The following is a 13,688-nucleotide window of genomic DNA, read 5'->3' on the forward strand; positions in this document are numbered from 1 at the left end:
GGAGGGCCCACGCGACCGGACAACCGGACCGCCCCGACGGCCCCCGGCCCGCACCCCACGGCCGACGGCAACGGGTGGGCGGGTAGGAGCACCCGCCGCGCGCAGCGCGGCGCACCCCCCGCAAACCCGCACCCGGACAACGACCCCACCCCACCCCCGGGTCCCCCCGCCCACCGCCCAACGCGCCCCGCGAGCGAAAGGCGCCCCGCGAGCGAAAGCCCCGCGAGCTGGATCGCCATGTACCACTCCGTCGCCGACCCCACCGACGACCCGTACAACATCACCGTCTCCCCCGACCGCCTCGACGCCCAGTTGGCCTGGCTGGGCCGCCGCGGCCTGCGCGGGGTGTCCATGGAGCGGCTCCTGGAGGCGTACCGCCGGGGACGGGGGCGCGGCCTCGTGGGGCTCACCTTCGACGACGGGTACGCCGACTTCCTCGACCACGCCGTGCCCCTGCTGCACCGCCACGACTGCACCGCCACCGTCTTCGTACTGCCGGGCCGTCTCGGCGGCGACAACGCCTGGGACCAGCTGGGCCCGCGCAAGCCCCTCCTCGACGCCGACGGCGTCCGGAGCGCGGCCGAGCAGGGCATGGAGGTCGCCTCGCACGGCCTGACGCACGTCGACCTCACACGGGCCGACGACGACGCCCTGCGCCGCGAGGTCGCGGACAGCCGGTCCGCCGTGGCCGACCTGACGGGCCGTGACGTACACGGATTCTGCTATCCGTACGGCCACGCGGACCCCCGCGTCCTGGCCGCCGTGCGCGCCGCCGGGTACGCGTACGCCTGCGCCATCGCCCCCGGCGACCTCACAGGACCGCTCGCCCTGCCCCGCATCCACGTCGGGCAGCGCGACACCGCCCTGCGGCTGCGCCTGAAGCAGGCCACCGGCGGGCCGCGCGGCCGCACCCTGCGCCCGGACCACACCCCGCGCCCGGCGGCGGTGACCGCGTGAGGGTCCTGCACATCATCACCGGGCTCGGCATGGGCGGCGCCGAGCAGCAACTGCGCCTGCTGCTGCGCCACCTGCCGGCCACCTGCGACGTCCTCACCCTCACCAACGCGGGCAGCGTCGCCCGCGGCATCACCGCCGACGGCACCCGCGTCACCGACCTCGGCATGGCGGGCAACCGGGACGTCGCCGCCCTGCCCCGCCTGGTCCGGCTGATCCGCGCGGGCCGCTACGACGTCGTCCACACCCACCTCTACCGCGCCTGCCTGTACGGGCGGATCGCGGCCCGTCTCGCCGGGGTGCGGGCGGTCGTCGCCACCGAACACTCCCTCGGCGACTCGCAGATGGAGGGGCGCCCGCTGACGTCCGGCGTGCGCGCGCTGTACCTCGCCGGGGAGCGGCTCGGCCGGATGACCGTCGCCGTGTCCCCGGCCGTCGGCACCCGCCTCAACCGGTGGGGCGTGCCCTGGGGGCGCATCCGGGTGGTGCCCAACGGCATCGACGCCGAGCGCTTCCGCTTCGACCCGGCCGCCCGCGCGGCCGTGCGGGAGCGCCTCGGCCTGCCCGCGGACGCGTTCGTCATCGGCGGCGTCGGCCGTCTCACCGAGGGCAAGCGCTTCGACGTCCTGCTGCGCGCCGCCGCCCAACTCCCGGCCGACGTACGGGTCCTCCTTGTCGGGTCGGGCCCGCAGGAGCCGGAGCTGCGCCGTCTCGCCGGGCGGCTCGGTCTCGCCGACCGGGTGCGGTTCGCGGGCGAGACCGCGCACGAGGACGGTGGCGCGGAGCACGCCGTCACGCATCTGCCGTCGCTGCTCTCGGCCATGGACACCCTGGCCTCCCCGTCCCCCGAGGAGGCGTTCGGCCTCGCCCTCGTGGAGGGCCTGGCCGGCGGCCTTCCCGTGCTCTACGCGTCCTGCCCCGCCGTCGAGGGGCTGCCCGCGCACGAGCGCACCAACTCCGCGTACTGCGCGAGCGACCCGGACTCCTTCGCGCAGGTCCTCTACGGCCTGCGCAGGTCAGGACCACCGCCGCAGCGCACGGCACCCGCCGCGGTGCGGCACTACGACATCACCCGCAGCGCCGGTCGGCTGATGGACGTCTACGCGTCCGTGCTCACCGGCCCGAACCAGGAGGTGAACGCTCCATGAGCGCCCCTTCGAGCGCCCCCTCGGGCACGACCACGTCCAGCACCGAGTCCAGCACCAAGTCCGGCGGCACGACAGGCGGAACCGGCGGCACGCAGGCCACCAAGACCCCGTCCGCCCCGCACCCCACCGCCCCCGGCGCCGACACCCCGCCCCCACCGCGCGCCCGTACCCGCCTCGCCCCCCTCGCCCCCCTCACCCGTCTCCCCCGCTGGACCGTCCTGCCGGTCTGCGCGGCCCTCGGCGCCCTGGCGGGCGGCACGTACGGGCTGCTCCAGACCCCGGAGTACACCGCCACCAGCTATGTCGTCGCCGTGCCCGGCGCCAAGGCCGACCCGGCCACCGCCCTGGGCTTCGCGCAGGCCTACGGCAGGGTCGCCACCCAGCTCGCCGTCCTCGGGGACGCCCAGATCGCCGCGGGCATCTCGCCCACCGAACTGCAGGACCGGGTCAAGGTGGCGACCTCCCCCGACGCCCCCATGATCTCGGTGTCCGCGTCGGCCGACCGGCCCGACGCCGCCGCCACCCTCGCGAACGCGGTGTCCCGCGCGCTCACCACCAGCGCCCGCCACACCAAGGACAGCACCCGCGTCAAGCTCCTGCCGTTCTCCCGCGCCGTCGCGCCCACCGCGCCCTCCTCGCTCTCCGCCCCGGTGACCGCCCTGGTCGGCCTGTGCGCGGGCGGCCTGCTCGGCGGCCTCGGGCTCCTGGTGCGCCCCCGCGCCACCGCCCGGCCGCTGCCCGGCGGCGCCGTGCCGGGGCCCGCGTCCGCCGAGGTCCGGGGCGGCGCGTGACGACGGCGACCCGGTCCGGGCTCAGCACCGGACTCTGCGTGGACGAGGCCGAGTTCGCGTCCCTCGCCGGTCCCTGGCGGCGGCTGTACGAGGACTGCGAGGAGGCGACGCCGTTCCAGAGCCACGCGTGGCTGACGTCGTGGTGGCGGTCGTACGGCCGTCGCGGGCGGCTGCGGGTGCTGCTGGTCCGCGACGGCGGTGACCTGGTGGCGGCGGCGCCGCTGATGCGGACGTACCGGCCCGTCCCGGCGCTGCGGCCGCTCGGCGGCGCCATCTCGGACTTCGCGGACGTGCTGCTCGCCGCCGACCGCCGCGAGCGCGCGGCGGACGCCCTCACCGAGGGGTTGCGCGAGCTCGCCCGGGGTGCGCTGATCGACTTCCGCGAGGCCCGCCCGGGCGCGTGCGTCGAGAGCGTGTACGAGCGGTGGCGCGGCCCGCGCCGCGCGCTCACCGACTCCCCCTGCCTCGAACTGCCCCCGCTGCCCGTCGACGAGCTCCTGAAGCGGCTGCCCACGACGACGGCCCAGCGCGCCCGCGCCAAACTGCGCAAGCTCACGGCGGTCGGCGTGCGGGCCCGGGTCGTACCCGCCGACGAGGTGGAGGCGTCCCTGGCCACCCTCCTGCGGCTGCACCAACTCCAGTGGCAGGGGCGCAGGGTGACGACCGAACACCTCCGCCCGCGCTTCCGCGAGCACCTGCTGCGCTCCGTGCGCCCCATGGTGGCGGCGGGCGACGCGGTGGTCACGGAGTTCCACGTCGACGGGGAGGTCCTGGCCGCCGACGTCACCCTGCTGTCCGCGCGGCTCGCGGGCGGCTACCTCTACGGCGCCCATCCACGCCTGCGCGAACGCAAGGTCGACGTGGCCACGATGCTGCTCGACGCCTGCACCCAGTACACCGCGGGCGCCCACCCGCGCACCCTGTCCCTGCTGCGCGGCGACGAACCGTACAAACACCACTGGCGCCCCGTCCCCGCCCCCAACCGCCGCTACCTGCTGGCCCGCGCCGGCACGGCCCCGCTGCTCGCGGCGGCCGCGGGCGAGGCGGCGGCGCGGGAGTGGGCGCGGGGAGTGCGCCGGGAACGGCAACTGCGCCAGCAGGGGCGCGAACGTGCGGGGCGTGGGGGTGCGGGGCCTGTGGGTGAGCGCCGTGGGGGTGAAAGCCGTAGGGGTGAAAGCCGTGCGGGTGAAAGCCGTGCGGGTGAGGGCCGTGGAGGTGAGGGGCGTGGAGGTGAGGGGCGGCCCGGTGGCGGAACTTCCCCGTGAAGGTTCCGCCACCGCGCCGGGCCCAACCGCCCCCGCGCCCCGCGCGCCCCCTCAGGCGCGCGGCCGCTCCTTGCGCTCCCACCAGTCGAACCGCAGACACAGCTTCCCGCCCAGCCAGTACTCGACCCAGTCGCCCAGGTCCAGCGGCGCGCAGTGCGGCGGCCGCACCGGAGCGGTCGGTTCGGTCGGCTTCGGCGTCGGGTTCACCGGCAGGCCGGAGAGCGCCTCGCGGTAGACCTTCGTGGCCTTGGGGTTGTCCTTGCACTGCCACACGCCGTGCGGGCAGTAGTCCGTGACCGTGTTGTACAGCGGCTTGTGCTCGGCCATCCACTTCAGCATCCGGCGCATGTACTCGTCGTTGTCGCCGTTGCGGAAGAGCCCCCATTCGGGATACGAGATGGGCTTCTTGTGGGCCTTCGCGAAATCCACGTGGTGCTGGAGCCCGTACTCCTCCGTCACCTGCTGGTCGAACGTCACACCGCTGGGCTGGTCGTACGAATCGAGACCGATGATGTCGACCAGATCGTCACCGGGATAGCAATCGGTCCACGGAATGGCGTCCCGACCGCGATTCGGGGTGAAATCGAACTTGAATTTCTGCCCCGGCACCGAACGCATCGTGGTGACGATTCGTTTCCAGTACGTCTTCCAGGATTCCGGATCCGGACCGCAACGATGGGTGTACGTGGTGCCGTTCATCTCCCAGCCGAGCACGATCACCGTGTCCGGCACCCCGAGGTCGACAAGCCGCTTCGCGAGCACGCGGAAGTGCTCGTCGAAGAGCCCGGACGCGCCCTGCCGCAGCATCGCACGCACCTGCCAGTCGCCGACCCGGTCCTCGTTGCGCTCCAGCATCGGCACGTTCAGGACGAACATCCGGTCGTCCTTGGCCTTGCGCCAAGCCGCCCAGCTCTCCAGGAAGCGCGGCGCGCCCTCGATATTGCTCCACCGGTCACCCGGGAGGTACGTGTGCCCGACCCGCAGCTCGGTCCCGTCCAGCCACTTGCTCAGCTCGGTCATGCGGTCGACGCCGAGGGGGCCGTAGTCGAGGTAGGCGCCGATGGCGGGGACCTCGGGGTCGGCGGGCGCGGGGCTCTGCGCGGGCGAAGGGCTTCCGGCGGGTGCGGGGCTTCCGGCGGGTGCGGGGCTCTCGGCCGGAGCGGGGGCCGGGCTCCGCGCGGGGGCCGGGTCCTGGCTCTGCGCGGGCGTCGGCTCCGCCCCGGGTGCCTTCCCCGCGGTGTGTCCGGGCACGGCGACCACAGCCGTCGACGCGATGATCCCGGCAGCGATGACGGCCAGCCGTTTTCCGCGTCGGCCCGTTCTTTTACTGCGTCGGCTACGCCGTGGGTTCATGACTGCTCCTCGTGGACCGGTCACACACATATCTGACGCCATGGATTTCTGTCACTACTGACGTTCCGTCATATGTATTTCTTTTACGCCAATCGAGTCCTTAATCCTCCGTGACCGCACATCGCCCCATTGGGCGAGCGATCAGTAAGGCCGACCTTGCACTCTCTGGACACTCGCGTTCCCGCGGTCCTGCTGCGGATCGACCGGAACCCCTTCCACCACGGCACGCTCGGCGCGGTGCGTTCCCTGGGCCGGGAGGGGGTGGAGGTGCACCTGGTGGCCGACGACGAGCACAGCCCGGTCGCCCGCTCCCGCCACCTCCACCGCATGCACCCACCGCCCGCCCCCACGGCCACACCCCAGGACGTCCGCGCGGTCCTGCTGCGCGTCTCCGCCCGCGTCGGCCGCCCCGCCGTCCTGATCCCCCTGGACGACGCGGGCGCCCTCGCCGTCGACGCCGTCCGCGACGCCCTCGCCGCCCGCTATCTGCTGCCCCGGCCCGCGCCCGGCCTGCCCGGCCGCCTCGCCGACAAGGCCGCCCTCGCCGCGCTGTGCGCACGCGTCGGCGTGGCGCATCCGCCGACGGTCACGCCCATGACGCCCGCCGACGCGGCCGGGGCGGTGACGGCCCTGGGCGCCCCGGTGGTGGCGAAGTGGAGCCGCCCCTGGCTGCTGCCCCGCGGCAGCGGACTGCGCAGCGCCGTCCTGGTCCGCTCCCCGCGCGAGGCGGCGGCACTGCACGAGCGCACGGCGGCCGCGGGCAGCCGCCTGCTGCTCCAGGCGTACGTCCCCGGCGGCCCCGACGCCGACTGGTTCGTGCACGGGTACGTCGGCCGCGACGGCGAGGTGTTCGGCGGCGGCACGGGCCGCAAGCGCCGGGCCCGGCCCCGCGCGGCCGGGCTCACCGCGGTCGGCGAGTGGGCGGACGACGCGGGCCTGTGGGCGCTGACCCGGCGGCTGCTCGCGGGCCTCGGCTACCGGGGCGTGTTCGACCTGGACTTCCGCAGGGACGCCCACACCGGCACGTACCACCTGCTCGACTTCAACCCGCGCCCCGGCGCCCAGTTCCGCCTCTTCGCGGACGGCACCGGCACCGACGTGGTGCGCGCCGCCCACCTCGACCTGACGCACCGCCCGGTCCCGGCACCGGCACCGCTGCCGGGCCGCGCCTTCGTGGTGGAGAACTACGCGCCGCTGACGGCGCTGCGCACCCGGCTCGCCCCGCGCCGCCGGTCCCCTCTGCGACGGCCGCCCGCCGCGGAGTTCGCCTGGTCCGGCGCCGACGCCGCCGACGACCCGGCCCCGGCGGCCGACCTGTGGCGCCGCTGGCGCCGCCATGTCCTGCGCCGCGCGCGCGGACGGCTCGCGGGCGGCACCCAGAACATCCTGCTGACGCTGTCCACCAGGGCGCGGGAGACCTCCCCCGCCGTCCTGTCCGGCACGACGAACCGAGAGCGAGCCGTCACCGATGCATGACCTGCTGATCGTGGGAGCGGGCCCCTACGGCCTGTCGATCGCCGCGCACGCCGCCGCGGCGGGCCTGGACGTACGCGTCTTCGGCAGACCCATGGCCTCCTGGCGCGACCACATGCCGCGCGGCATGTTCCTGAAGTCGGAGCCCTGGGCGTCCGACCTCTCCGCCCCCGGCGCCCGGTACGGCCTGGCCGCGTACTGCGCCCGCGAGGGCCTGCGCGCCGAGCACGGAGTACCGCTGCCGGTCGAGCACTTCGCCGCGTACGGCCTGTGGTTCGCCGAGCAGGCCGCGCCACCGGTCGACGAGCGCCTGATCCGGTCCGTCCGCCCGCTGACCGACGGCTTCGCCGTCACGACCGCCGACGGCGAGACCTGCCACGGCCGCACGGTGGCACTCGCCGTCGGCGTGATGCCGTTCGTCGAAATCCCCTCCCTGGTACGGGACCTGGGCCCCGCCCACGTCTCGCACAGCAGCCACCACGCGGACCTGCGCCCCCTGCGCGACAAGGACGTCACGGTGCTCGGCGCGGGCCAGGCCGCCCTGGAGACGGCCGCGCTCCTCGCCGAACAAGGCACCCGCGTACGCGTCCTGGCCCGCGCCCCCCACGTGCGCTGGAACACCCTTCCGCCCGCCCTGCGCCGCCCTTGGTGGCAGTCGGCACGCGCCCCGCACAGCGGCCTCGGCTGCGGCTGGCGCAACTGGTTCTACGCCGAACGCCCCGGCCTCTTCCGGCTGCTCCCGGAACCCACCCGCGCCCGCGTCTGCGCCACCGCCCTCGGCCCGGCGGGCGCCTGGTGGGTGCGGGACCGCGTGGAGGCGGGCCCCGGCGGCGCCGCGACGACGGCCGGGGCGGCGCGCTCCGCCGCCGCGATCGAGATCGTCACCGGACACCGGCTCACCGGGGCCCGCCACCACGACGGGCAGGTGCTCCTGTCCACCCACGGCCCGGACGGCCCCGCGGTCTTCGAGACCGACCACGTCCTCGCGGCCACCGGCTTCCGCGCCCTGACCCACCGCATCGACGTGCTCGACCTCGGTGTCCGGGACGCCCTGCGCCAACTCGCCGACGGCTCCCCGTACGTGGACAGCGGGTTCGAGACCTCCCTGCCCGGCCTGTTCGTCGCCGGTCTGCCGACCGCGTCGAGCTTCGGCCCCGCGATGCGCTTCGTCCAGGGCGCGGGCTTCACGGCGGCGCGCCTGGTGGCGGGGGTACGACGCCGGGTGCGTCGGCCGGGCGCCGTGCCGGTGGCACGGGGTGCCGAGGCCACCGCGGTGACGCCGTACGAGAGCGGGGCGCCCCGGCGCTGACGGGGCGCCCGGTCACCGACGGGCACCCGGCACTGACAGGCGCCCCACGCAGGAAGCGGACGGGCCGCCGTCGACCCGTCCGCTCCACCGCTACCGCTCTTCTTGCTTCTGCTTCCTACTGCTGTTGTTCCCGCTTCGCTCCCGGCGCGGTTCAGGACGTGCTGCGTCCGCGCCGGTAGAGGAGGGCCCCGCCGACCAGCAGTCCGGCGCTGGCCGCGGCGGCCGCGAGGGCGTTCTGGTCCATGCCGGTCGCGGCGAGCTGGGCGACGTGCTCCGGCGCCTCGGCGGGACGCGGCTGCCGGGCGGTCGCGGAGGCCTTGAGGAACTCCGGTGCCCGGGGCACGGTGCGCGGCGGCCGGGGCGGCTCGGGCGGCGTGACCCGCTCGACGGGGCGCTCGGGCTTGACCGGCGGCACGTGCGGCTTCGGCTCCGGGGGCGTCTGCTCGGGGGCCTGGCCGCAGTTGTTGCCGGTGGTCCCGGAGAGTGCCGCGACGACCTCGACGGCGTTGCCGCACGCGTTGATCGGCACGTCGAGCGGGGCCTGGAGGAGGTTGCCCGCCAGCAGACCCGGCGAGTGGGACGCCTCGCCGTGGGCGCTCGCGCCACCGCCGCCGTCGTCGTACGCGGGTTCCGGGGTCCGAGGCTCGGTCGCGGGCTTCGGGGCGGGAGCGTGGGCGGGAGCCGGGGCGGGTGCGGGGGCCGCGCGCTCCGGGACGGGCGCGGGGTTGGGTGCGGGCCTGGGCGCGGGCGCGGGCTTCGGCGCGGCCTCGCGCTGCGGCGGCGCCGCACGTTCCGGTGCCCGCTCGGCGGTCGGGGACGAGGTGTGCGCGCAGGAGTTGCCCATGGCCGGGTTTCCCGCGCCCACGCCGTTCACCGAGTTGCCGCAGACGTTCAGCGGCACCTCCAGCGGGGCTTGCACACTGTTGCCCGACAAGAAACCGGGCGAGCCCGTGGCCTGTCCGTGCGCATCGGCTGCGGCGAACGCGGACTGGCCGGGCAGGGACAGGATGCTCGTGGCGGCCGCCGCCGAGAGCACCCCTTTGGTGAGGGCCTGTCGCAATCTAGTGGTCTTCCTCTGAGCGAAAGGGAGCCGGCCTTGGGGCCGTCGAGCGAAGGGGAGCCGGCCTTGGGGCCCTGAGGCCTGCCAAGGCCGGCGGTGACACGGCCTGGACGGCCGGGTCGCTACGTCAATGCGTCAGTCGTTGACGCAGGTGTTGCCGAACGCCGGGTTCAGCAGCGCGAGGAGGTCGGCGCTGTTGCCGCACACGTTGACGGGAACGTGGACGGGAACCTGCACGAGGTTGCCGGAGAGGAAACCCGGGGAGTGGGCGGCCACGCCGTCGGCGCCCGCGTCGGCGAATGCCGGGGCACCGAAGCTCAGTGCCAGGACAGCACCAGCAATGACGGTTGCGCTCTTCTTGAGCTTCACAGATCTTCCCTTCTGACCGGTCGCGCCTTAACGGCGGTGAGAGCCGGGCGGGCAGTATCTTCACCCGCACCGCGACCTGAGTCCTGACCAACGAGCACCAAGAGCAGAGGAAACCGGCAGCATCTCGGAATTCCCAGGTTCACTCGACTGCTGCCGTCCAGTCATTGCACATCGGATACCGAAAGCCGTACGCGAAGAAGTCGACGCCGGAATTTTCGCCGTAGCCACCCGAATTACCGGCATTACAGAGCCGGGCATGGAAAAGCCGCTCGGGCCGCCCCACTCGAAGGAGTCGGGGCGGCCCGGGCGGTCGCTGCGGCGTGAGGATCAGCCGTTGTGCTCGCCGTTGCCGGAGAGCACCGGGATGTCGCTGAGGATGTGCGACAGCGGCTCGTCGCCCTTGGCCTGCGTGGAGTTCTCCGTGCACTGCTGGTTCTGAGGCGCCGACAGGATCGGGATGTCCTGGACCGCGATCGGCACCAGGCCGACGAGGGAGCCGACATTGCCCTTGACCGGCAGGCCGACACAGGGCTTGTTCAGGGATCCCTGGACGAGGGACAGCTGCGGGCTCATGTCGCCCTTGGTGGCGGAGTTGCCGAACGCCTGCTTGGCGCCGTTGCCGCTCGCCGACTGGGTGCCGCCGTCGTCACCGATGGCCATCGCGGCAGGGGCTGCGGTGGCTGAGATACCGACGACGGAGACTGCGACCGCAGCCGCTGCCATTGCCTTCTTGAGCATTTGCTGTTCCTTTTCTGGGCAGAAGCACAGGTTACTGCGGACTGCTCAACTCACCGTCGGACGTTTGGTTCCGCTCATTCACTCCATCGGATCTTTTCCGCGCATCGGCGGCGCCCGGCGCATTCACATAAATGCGCACCACCATGCGCGGCGCCGCATCGAACCATCGGATTATCCGCACAACGCCACTCGCACCCATGCCTGAAAAGAGCCCACACTTGGGCCATTGGTGGGCCATAAGAGTGAACAGCAGCAACCCCGCACCGCCACGGCAGTTGCTCAGGGTGCTCCACGGACGGGGTTCATATCCAGAAGGGAAATGCTGTGCTCAAGAAGGTTATGGCCGCGGCCGCGGTCACGGCTTCCGTCGTCGGTGCGTCGGCTGCCACTGCTTCCACGGCGTCCGCCATCGGTGACGACAGCGGCACCCAGACGATGAGCGGCAACGCCGCCTCCCAGACGTTCGGCAACTCCGCCACGTACGGGAACATGAGCCCGCAGATGGCGCTCATCCAGGGCTCCCTGAACAAGCCCTGTATCGCGCTGCCCGCCAAGGCCAACGTCGGCTCCATCGTCGGCCTGGTGCCGGTCGCGGTCCAGGACATCCCGATCCTGTCGGCGCCTCAGAACCAGCAGTGCACGGAGAACTCCACGCAGGCCAAGGGCGACGAGCCGCTGTCGCACCTGCTCAACGACATCCCGGTGCTCTCGGGCAACGGCGTCAACAACCACTGACACCGGCACCAAGTCCAGCGGGCCGCCACCTCTCCTCGGCGGCCCGCTGTTTGGGCTTCCCGGACCGGTCGACGGCTGTCGCCACACCCGTCTTCTTCTCCGCTCAGCACACTATTCGGCCGACCGGGCTAATGGCCGAAACCACGGCTCCATCGGCCAGTTGACCACCATGCGGCTCCGCAACGGAGCCTGTCTCCGAAGGGAATTCCTCACCATGAAGAAGATCTTGGCAACCGCCGCGATCGCCGCATCCGCCGCCGGCATGACGGCCGTCACCGCCCCCTCCGCCATGGCCATCGGCAACGACACGGGCACCACGTCCGTCAGCGGCAACGGCGCCGAGCAGACGTTCGGCAACTCCGCCACGCACGGCAACATGAGCCCGCAGATGTCCCTGGTCCAGGGCTCCCTGAACAAGCCCTGCATCGGCCTGCCCGCCAAGCTCAACGTCGGTTCCCTCGTGGGTGTCGTGCCGGTCGCGGTCCAGGACATCAACGTCCTGTCGGCGCCGCAGAACCAGCAGTGCACGGAGAACTCCACGCAGGCCAAGGGCGACGAGCCGCTGTCGCACATCCTCAGCGACATCCCGATCCTCTCGGGCAACGGCGCCGGCAACCACTGACGCACCGGGGCCTGGCGTGGCCCCGACGTCCGCAGCCCCGCACCGGGTGGCCGCCACGATCTCCGTGGCGGCCATCGCGCGTTCGGGCGGCCGCCCATGGGTGGCCGATGGCCGAGGCCTCAGTGCCCGCGGCCCCAGTAGCTGCCTCCCCTATGGCTACGGCATGGCTACGGCCTCAAGTGGCCGAGGCCTCAGTAGCCGATGGTGAAGCGGCGCTGGACGAAGCGCGGCAGTTCCACCTCGTCGACCAGGGCGACGGCGGCGTCCTCGGCGGAGACGCGGCTGCGGCCCTCGGCGTCCAGGACGGGCTGGTCGCCGCCGACCCGGAAGCGGCCGGTGCGCTCGCCGGGGGCGATGTCCTCGGCCGGGCTGAAGTAGGTCCACAGCCGGTTCGAGGTCCGCAGGACGTTCAGGGCGTCCCGGTGGCCGCGCACCGCCGCCGCGTAGTCGCGGGGCAGCCCGACCTCGTCGAGGGTGGCGTGCAGCAGTTCGTCGGAGTCGGCGCGGACCACGCCCGGCGCGATCTCCAGGCTGCCCGCGCCGCCGATCACGATGAGCCGGGTGCGGGGGTGGCTCTCCAGGGCCTTCAGGAGGGCCCGCGCCACGGTGGCGTACACCGTGGGATCGGCGATCGAGCGCCGCAGCGTGTCCGCCATGTCCTTGGCGGCGTTGCCGGGCTGGAAGGCGCTGATCAAGACGTCGAGTCCAGGCAGCACAGCCGCTATGGACGCCGGGTCCAGGGCGTCGACCCCGGCCCAGGTGACGTTCTCCCGCCGCTCCTCGCGCGCCGCCCGCGCCGGGTCACGGCTGTACGCCTCGACGTGGTGGCCCCGGCCGAGGGCCTCGGTGACGACTCGGCTGCCGATGGTCCCCGAGGCTCCGATGACTCCGATGCGCATGACTCTCCCCTGGTCGTGTGTTCCTGCTCCGCGCGTGGACATCCGTGCGCGGAGATCCGGACGTGGACATCCGCACGTGGACATGGGGCGCCACCCCGAAGGTGACGCCGCGCAGAAACTATACGCCGTGAAGTTATCGCACCCCGTCAACTAAACAAACGCTGTAGAGTTGCCGCGTGACAGCGACAGGTGAGGGGAACGGCCGGGAGCCGAAGGGCACGCAGAGCGGTCGGGGCGGGCAGAGCGGCCAGGGCAGGCGTGCGCGGCTGCGGGCCGAGACGACAGCCGAGATCAAGAGCGTGGCGCTGGCCCTGATGGCCTCGGGCGGGCCTGACGCCATCACCCTGCGTGCCATCGCCCGCGAGATGGGCATGACCGCCAACGCCATCTACGGCTACTTCTCCACCCGCGACGACCTGGTCACCACGCTGATCAACGACGTGTACACCGCCCTGGCCGACGCCGTGGACACCGCATGGGAAACCGGCGCGCCGCTGGATCCGGCCGCCCGGATCCAGTCCTGGGCGACCGCCTTCCGTGACTGGTCCCTCGCGCACCCCGAGGGCTTCCGGCTGATCTACGGCGACCCCGTCCCCGGCTACCAGGCCCCCGAAGGCGGCGCCGCCCCCGACGCCGCGCGCCGCGTCTGCACCGGCCTCGCCGGACTCGCCGCTGCCGCCTGGCCGCACGCCCAACACCTCTACGCGACCAGCGAGTTCGAATGGTCCGACTTCGACCCCGGACTGCTCGACAAGGTCCGCCCGGCCTTCCCGGAACTGCCGCCCGCGGCCGTCGCGCTCGCCCTGCGCATCTGGGGCCGCCTGCACGGTCTGGTGTCCCTGGAGGTCTACGGCCACCTGCGCACCCAGACGGTCAGCCCGCGGAAACTCTTCCAGGAGGAGCTGACCCAGCTGGTCCGCACCCTGGACATCCCGGCGGCCCGCTGACCACCCGGCACGCGGCCCCGCCCCC

At 73.5% G+C, this 13,688-nt stretch carries 14 protein-coding genes; 9 read left to right on the forward strand and 5 right to left on the reverse strand.

The annotated features are described in order from the left end of the window. Positions 1-237: 237 nt before the first annotated feature. From ACZ6BG_RS28430 to ACZ6BG_RS28445, 4 genes are read left to right on the forward strand one after another with little or no spacing between them, the layout of a single operon-like run. On the forward strand, positions 238-957 hold the full coding sequence (locus tag ACZ6BG_RS28430; protein WP_469006606.1) for a polysaccharide deacetylase family protein: 720 nt from the start codon (positions 238-240) through the stop codon (positions 955-957). Then, positions 954-2,102 carry a glycosyltransferase gene (locus ACZ6BG_RS28435; protein WP_469006608.1) on the forward strand — a complete coding sequence of 383 codons (1,149 nt, stop codon included), beginning with the start codon at positions 954-956 and terminating at the stop codon, positions 2,100-2,102. The genes ACZ6BG_RS28430 and ACZ6BG_RS28435 overlap by 4 nt, the downstream gene beginning before the upstream one ends. Further along, a complete protein-coding gene (locus ACZ6BG_RS28440; RefSeq protein ID WP_469006611.1) occupies positions 2,099-2,893 on the forward strand; it encodes a YveK family protein in 795 nt (264 codons plus the stop codon). Before ACZ6BG_RS28435 ends, ACZ6BG_RS28440 begins: the two co-directional genes overlap by 4 nt. Next, positions 2,890-4,158 (forward strand): GNAT family N-acetyltransferase, encoded by a 1,269-nt coding sequence (locus ACZ6BG_RS28445; protein ID WP_469006614.1) that lies wholly within the window; start codon positions 2,890-2,892, stop codon positions 4,156-4,158. Before ACZ6BG_RS28440 ends, ACZ6BG_RS28445 begins: the two co-directional genes overlap by 4 nt. 51 nt (positions 4,159-4,209) lie before the next feature. On the opposite strand, the gene ACZ6BG_RS28450 is transcribed toward ACZ6BG_RS28445, so the two are convergent. Further along, on the reverse strand, positions 4,210-5,511 hold the full coding sequence (locus ACZ6BG_RS28450; protein ID WP_469006617.1) for a glycoside hydrolase family 26 protein: 1,302 nt from the start codon (positions 5,509-5,511) through the stop codon (positions 4,210-4,212). A gap of 156 nt (positions 5,512-5,667) precedes the next feature. Here ACZ6BG_RS28450 and ACZ6BG_RS28455 point away from each other — a divergent pair, with 156 nt between their 5' ends. After that, the gene (locus ACZ6BG_RS28455) at positions 5,668-6,987 is read left to right on the forward strand and encodes a carboxylate--amine ligase (protein WP_469006618.1); all 1,320 of its coding nucleotides are present in this window, start codon (positions 5,668-5,670) and stop codon (positions 6,985-6,987) included. Then, the gene (locus ACZ6BG_RS28460) at positions 6,980-8,293 is read left to right on the forward strand and encodes an NAD(P)-binding domain-containing protein (RefSeq protein ID WP_469006620.1); all 1,314 of its coding nucleotides are present in this window, start codon (positions 6,980-6,982) and stop codon (positions 8,291-8,293) included. Before ACZ6BG_RS28455 ends, ACZ6BG_RS28460 begins: the two co-directional genes overlap by 8 nt. Before the next feature lie 151 nt (positions 8,294-8,444). On the opposite strand, the gene ACZ6BG_RS28465 is transcribed toward ACZ6BG_RS28460, so the two are convergent. The 3 genes from ACZ6BG_RS28465 to ACZ6BG_RS28475 form a co-directional block, all read right to left on the reverse strand. Continuing rightward, complete coding sequence (locus tag ACZ6BG_RS28465; protein ID WP_469006621.1) at positions 8,445-9,353, reverse strand: chaplin; 909 nt, start codon at positions 9,351-9,353, stop codon at positions 8,445-8,447. 135 nt (positions 9,354-9,488) lie between these two features. Then, on the reverse strand, positions 9,489-9,722 hold the full coding sequence (locus ACZ6BG_RS28470; protein ID WP_469006622.1) for a chaplin: 234 nt from the start codon (positions 9,720-9,722) through the stop codon (positions 9,489-9,491). Between the two features lie 327 nt (positions 9,723-10,049). Then, positions 10,050-10,460, reverse strand: coding sequence for a rodlin (locus ACZ6BG_RS28475; protein WP_469006624.1), 411 nt, complete (start codon positions 10,458-10,460; stop codon positions 10,050-10,052). A gap of 324 nt (positions 10,461-10,784) precedes the next feature. Between ACZ6BG_RS28475 and ACZ6BG_RS28480 the strand changes: the two genes are divergently transcribed. Continuing rightward, the gene (locus ACZ6BG_RS28480; RefSeq protein WP_469006626.1) at positions 10,785-11,195 is read left to right on the forward strand and encodes a rodlin; all 411 of its coding nucleotides are present in this window, start codon (positions 10,785-10,787) and stop codon (positions 11,193-11,195) included. A 214-nt stretch (positions 11,196-11,409) separates the two neighbouring features. Next, positions 11,410-11,817, forward strand: a complete 408-nt coding sequence (locus ACZ6BG_RS28485) for a rodlin (protein ID WP_469006629.1) — start codon at positions 11,410-11,412, stop codon at positions 11,815-11,817. Between the two features lie 191 nt (positions 11,818-12,008). On the opposite strand, the gene ACZ6BG_RS28490 is transcribed toward ACZ6BG_RS28485, so the two are convergent. After that, positions 12,009-12,716, reverse strand: a complete 708-nt coding sequence (locus ACZ6BG_RS28490; protein WP_469006631.1) for an NAD(P)-dependent oxidoreductase — start codon at positions 12,714-12,716, stop codon at positions 12,009-12,011. A 176-nt stretch (positions 12,717-12,892) separates the two neighbouring features. Between ACZ6BG_RS28490 and ACZ6BG_RS28495 the strand changes: the two genes are divergently transcribed. After that, complete coding sequence (locus ACZ6BG_RS28495) at positions 12,893-13,663, forward strand: TetR/AcrR family transcriptional regulator (protein WP_469006633.1); 771 nt, start codon at positions 12,893-12,895, stop codon at positions 13,661-13,663. The last annotated feature ends 25 nt before the right edge of the window (positions 13,664-13,688 follow it).

The organism is Streptomyces sp. NPDC041205 (assembly GCF_055591765.1).

Excerpts from the sequence above, each read along its gene's own strand:
- ACZ6BG_RS28430 (WP_469006606.1), top strand. The coding sequence starts at position 238 with ATGTACCACTCCGTCGCCGACCCCACCGACGACCCGTACAACATCACC.
- ACZ6BG_RS28440 (WP_469006611.1), top strand. The coding sequence starts at position 2,099 with ATGAGCGCCCCTTCGAGCGCCCCCTCGGGCACGACCACGTCCAGCACC.
- ACZ6BG_RS28450 (WP_469006617.1), bottom strand. The coding sequence starts at position 5,511 with ATGAACCCACGGCGTAGCCGACGCAGTAAAAGAACGGGCCGACGCGGA.
- ACZ6BG_RS28460 (WP_469006620.1), top strand. The coding sequence starts at position 6,980 with ATGCATGACCTGCTGATCGTGGGAGCGGGCCCCTACGGCCTGTCGATC.
- ACZ6BG_RS28475 (WP_469006624.1), bottom strand. The coding sequence starts at position 10,460 with ATGCTCAAGAAGGCAATGGCAGCGGCTGCGGTCGCAGTCTCCGTCGTC.
- ACZ6BG_RS28485 (WP_469006629.1), top strand. The coding sequence starts at position 11,410 with ATGAAGAAGATCTTGGCAACCGCCGCGATCGCCGCATCCGCCGCCGGC.
- ACZ6BG_RS28490 (WP_469006631.1), bottom strand. The coding sequence starts at position 12,716 with ATGCGCATCGGAGTCATCGGAGCCTCGGGGACCATCGGCAGCCGAGTC.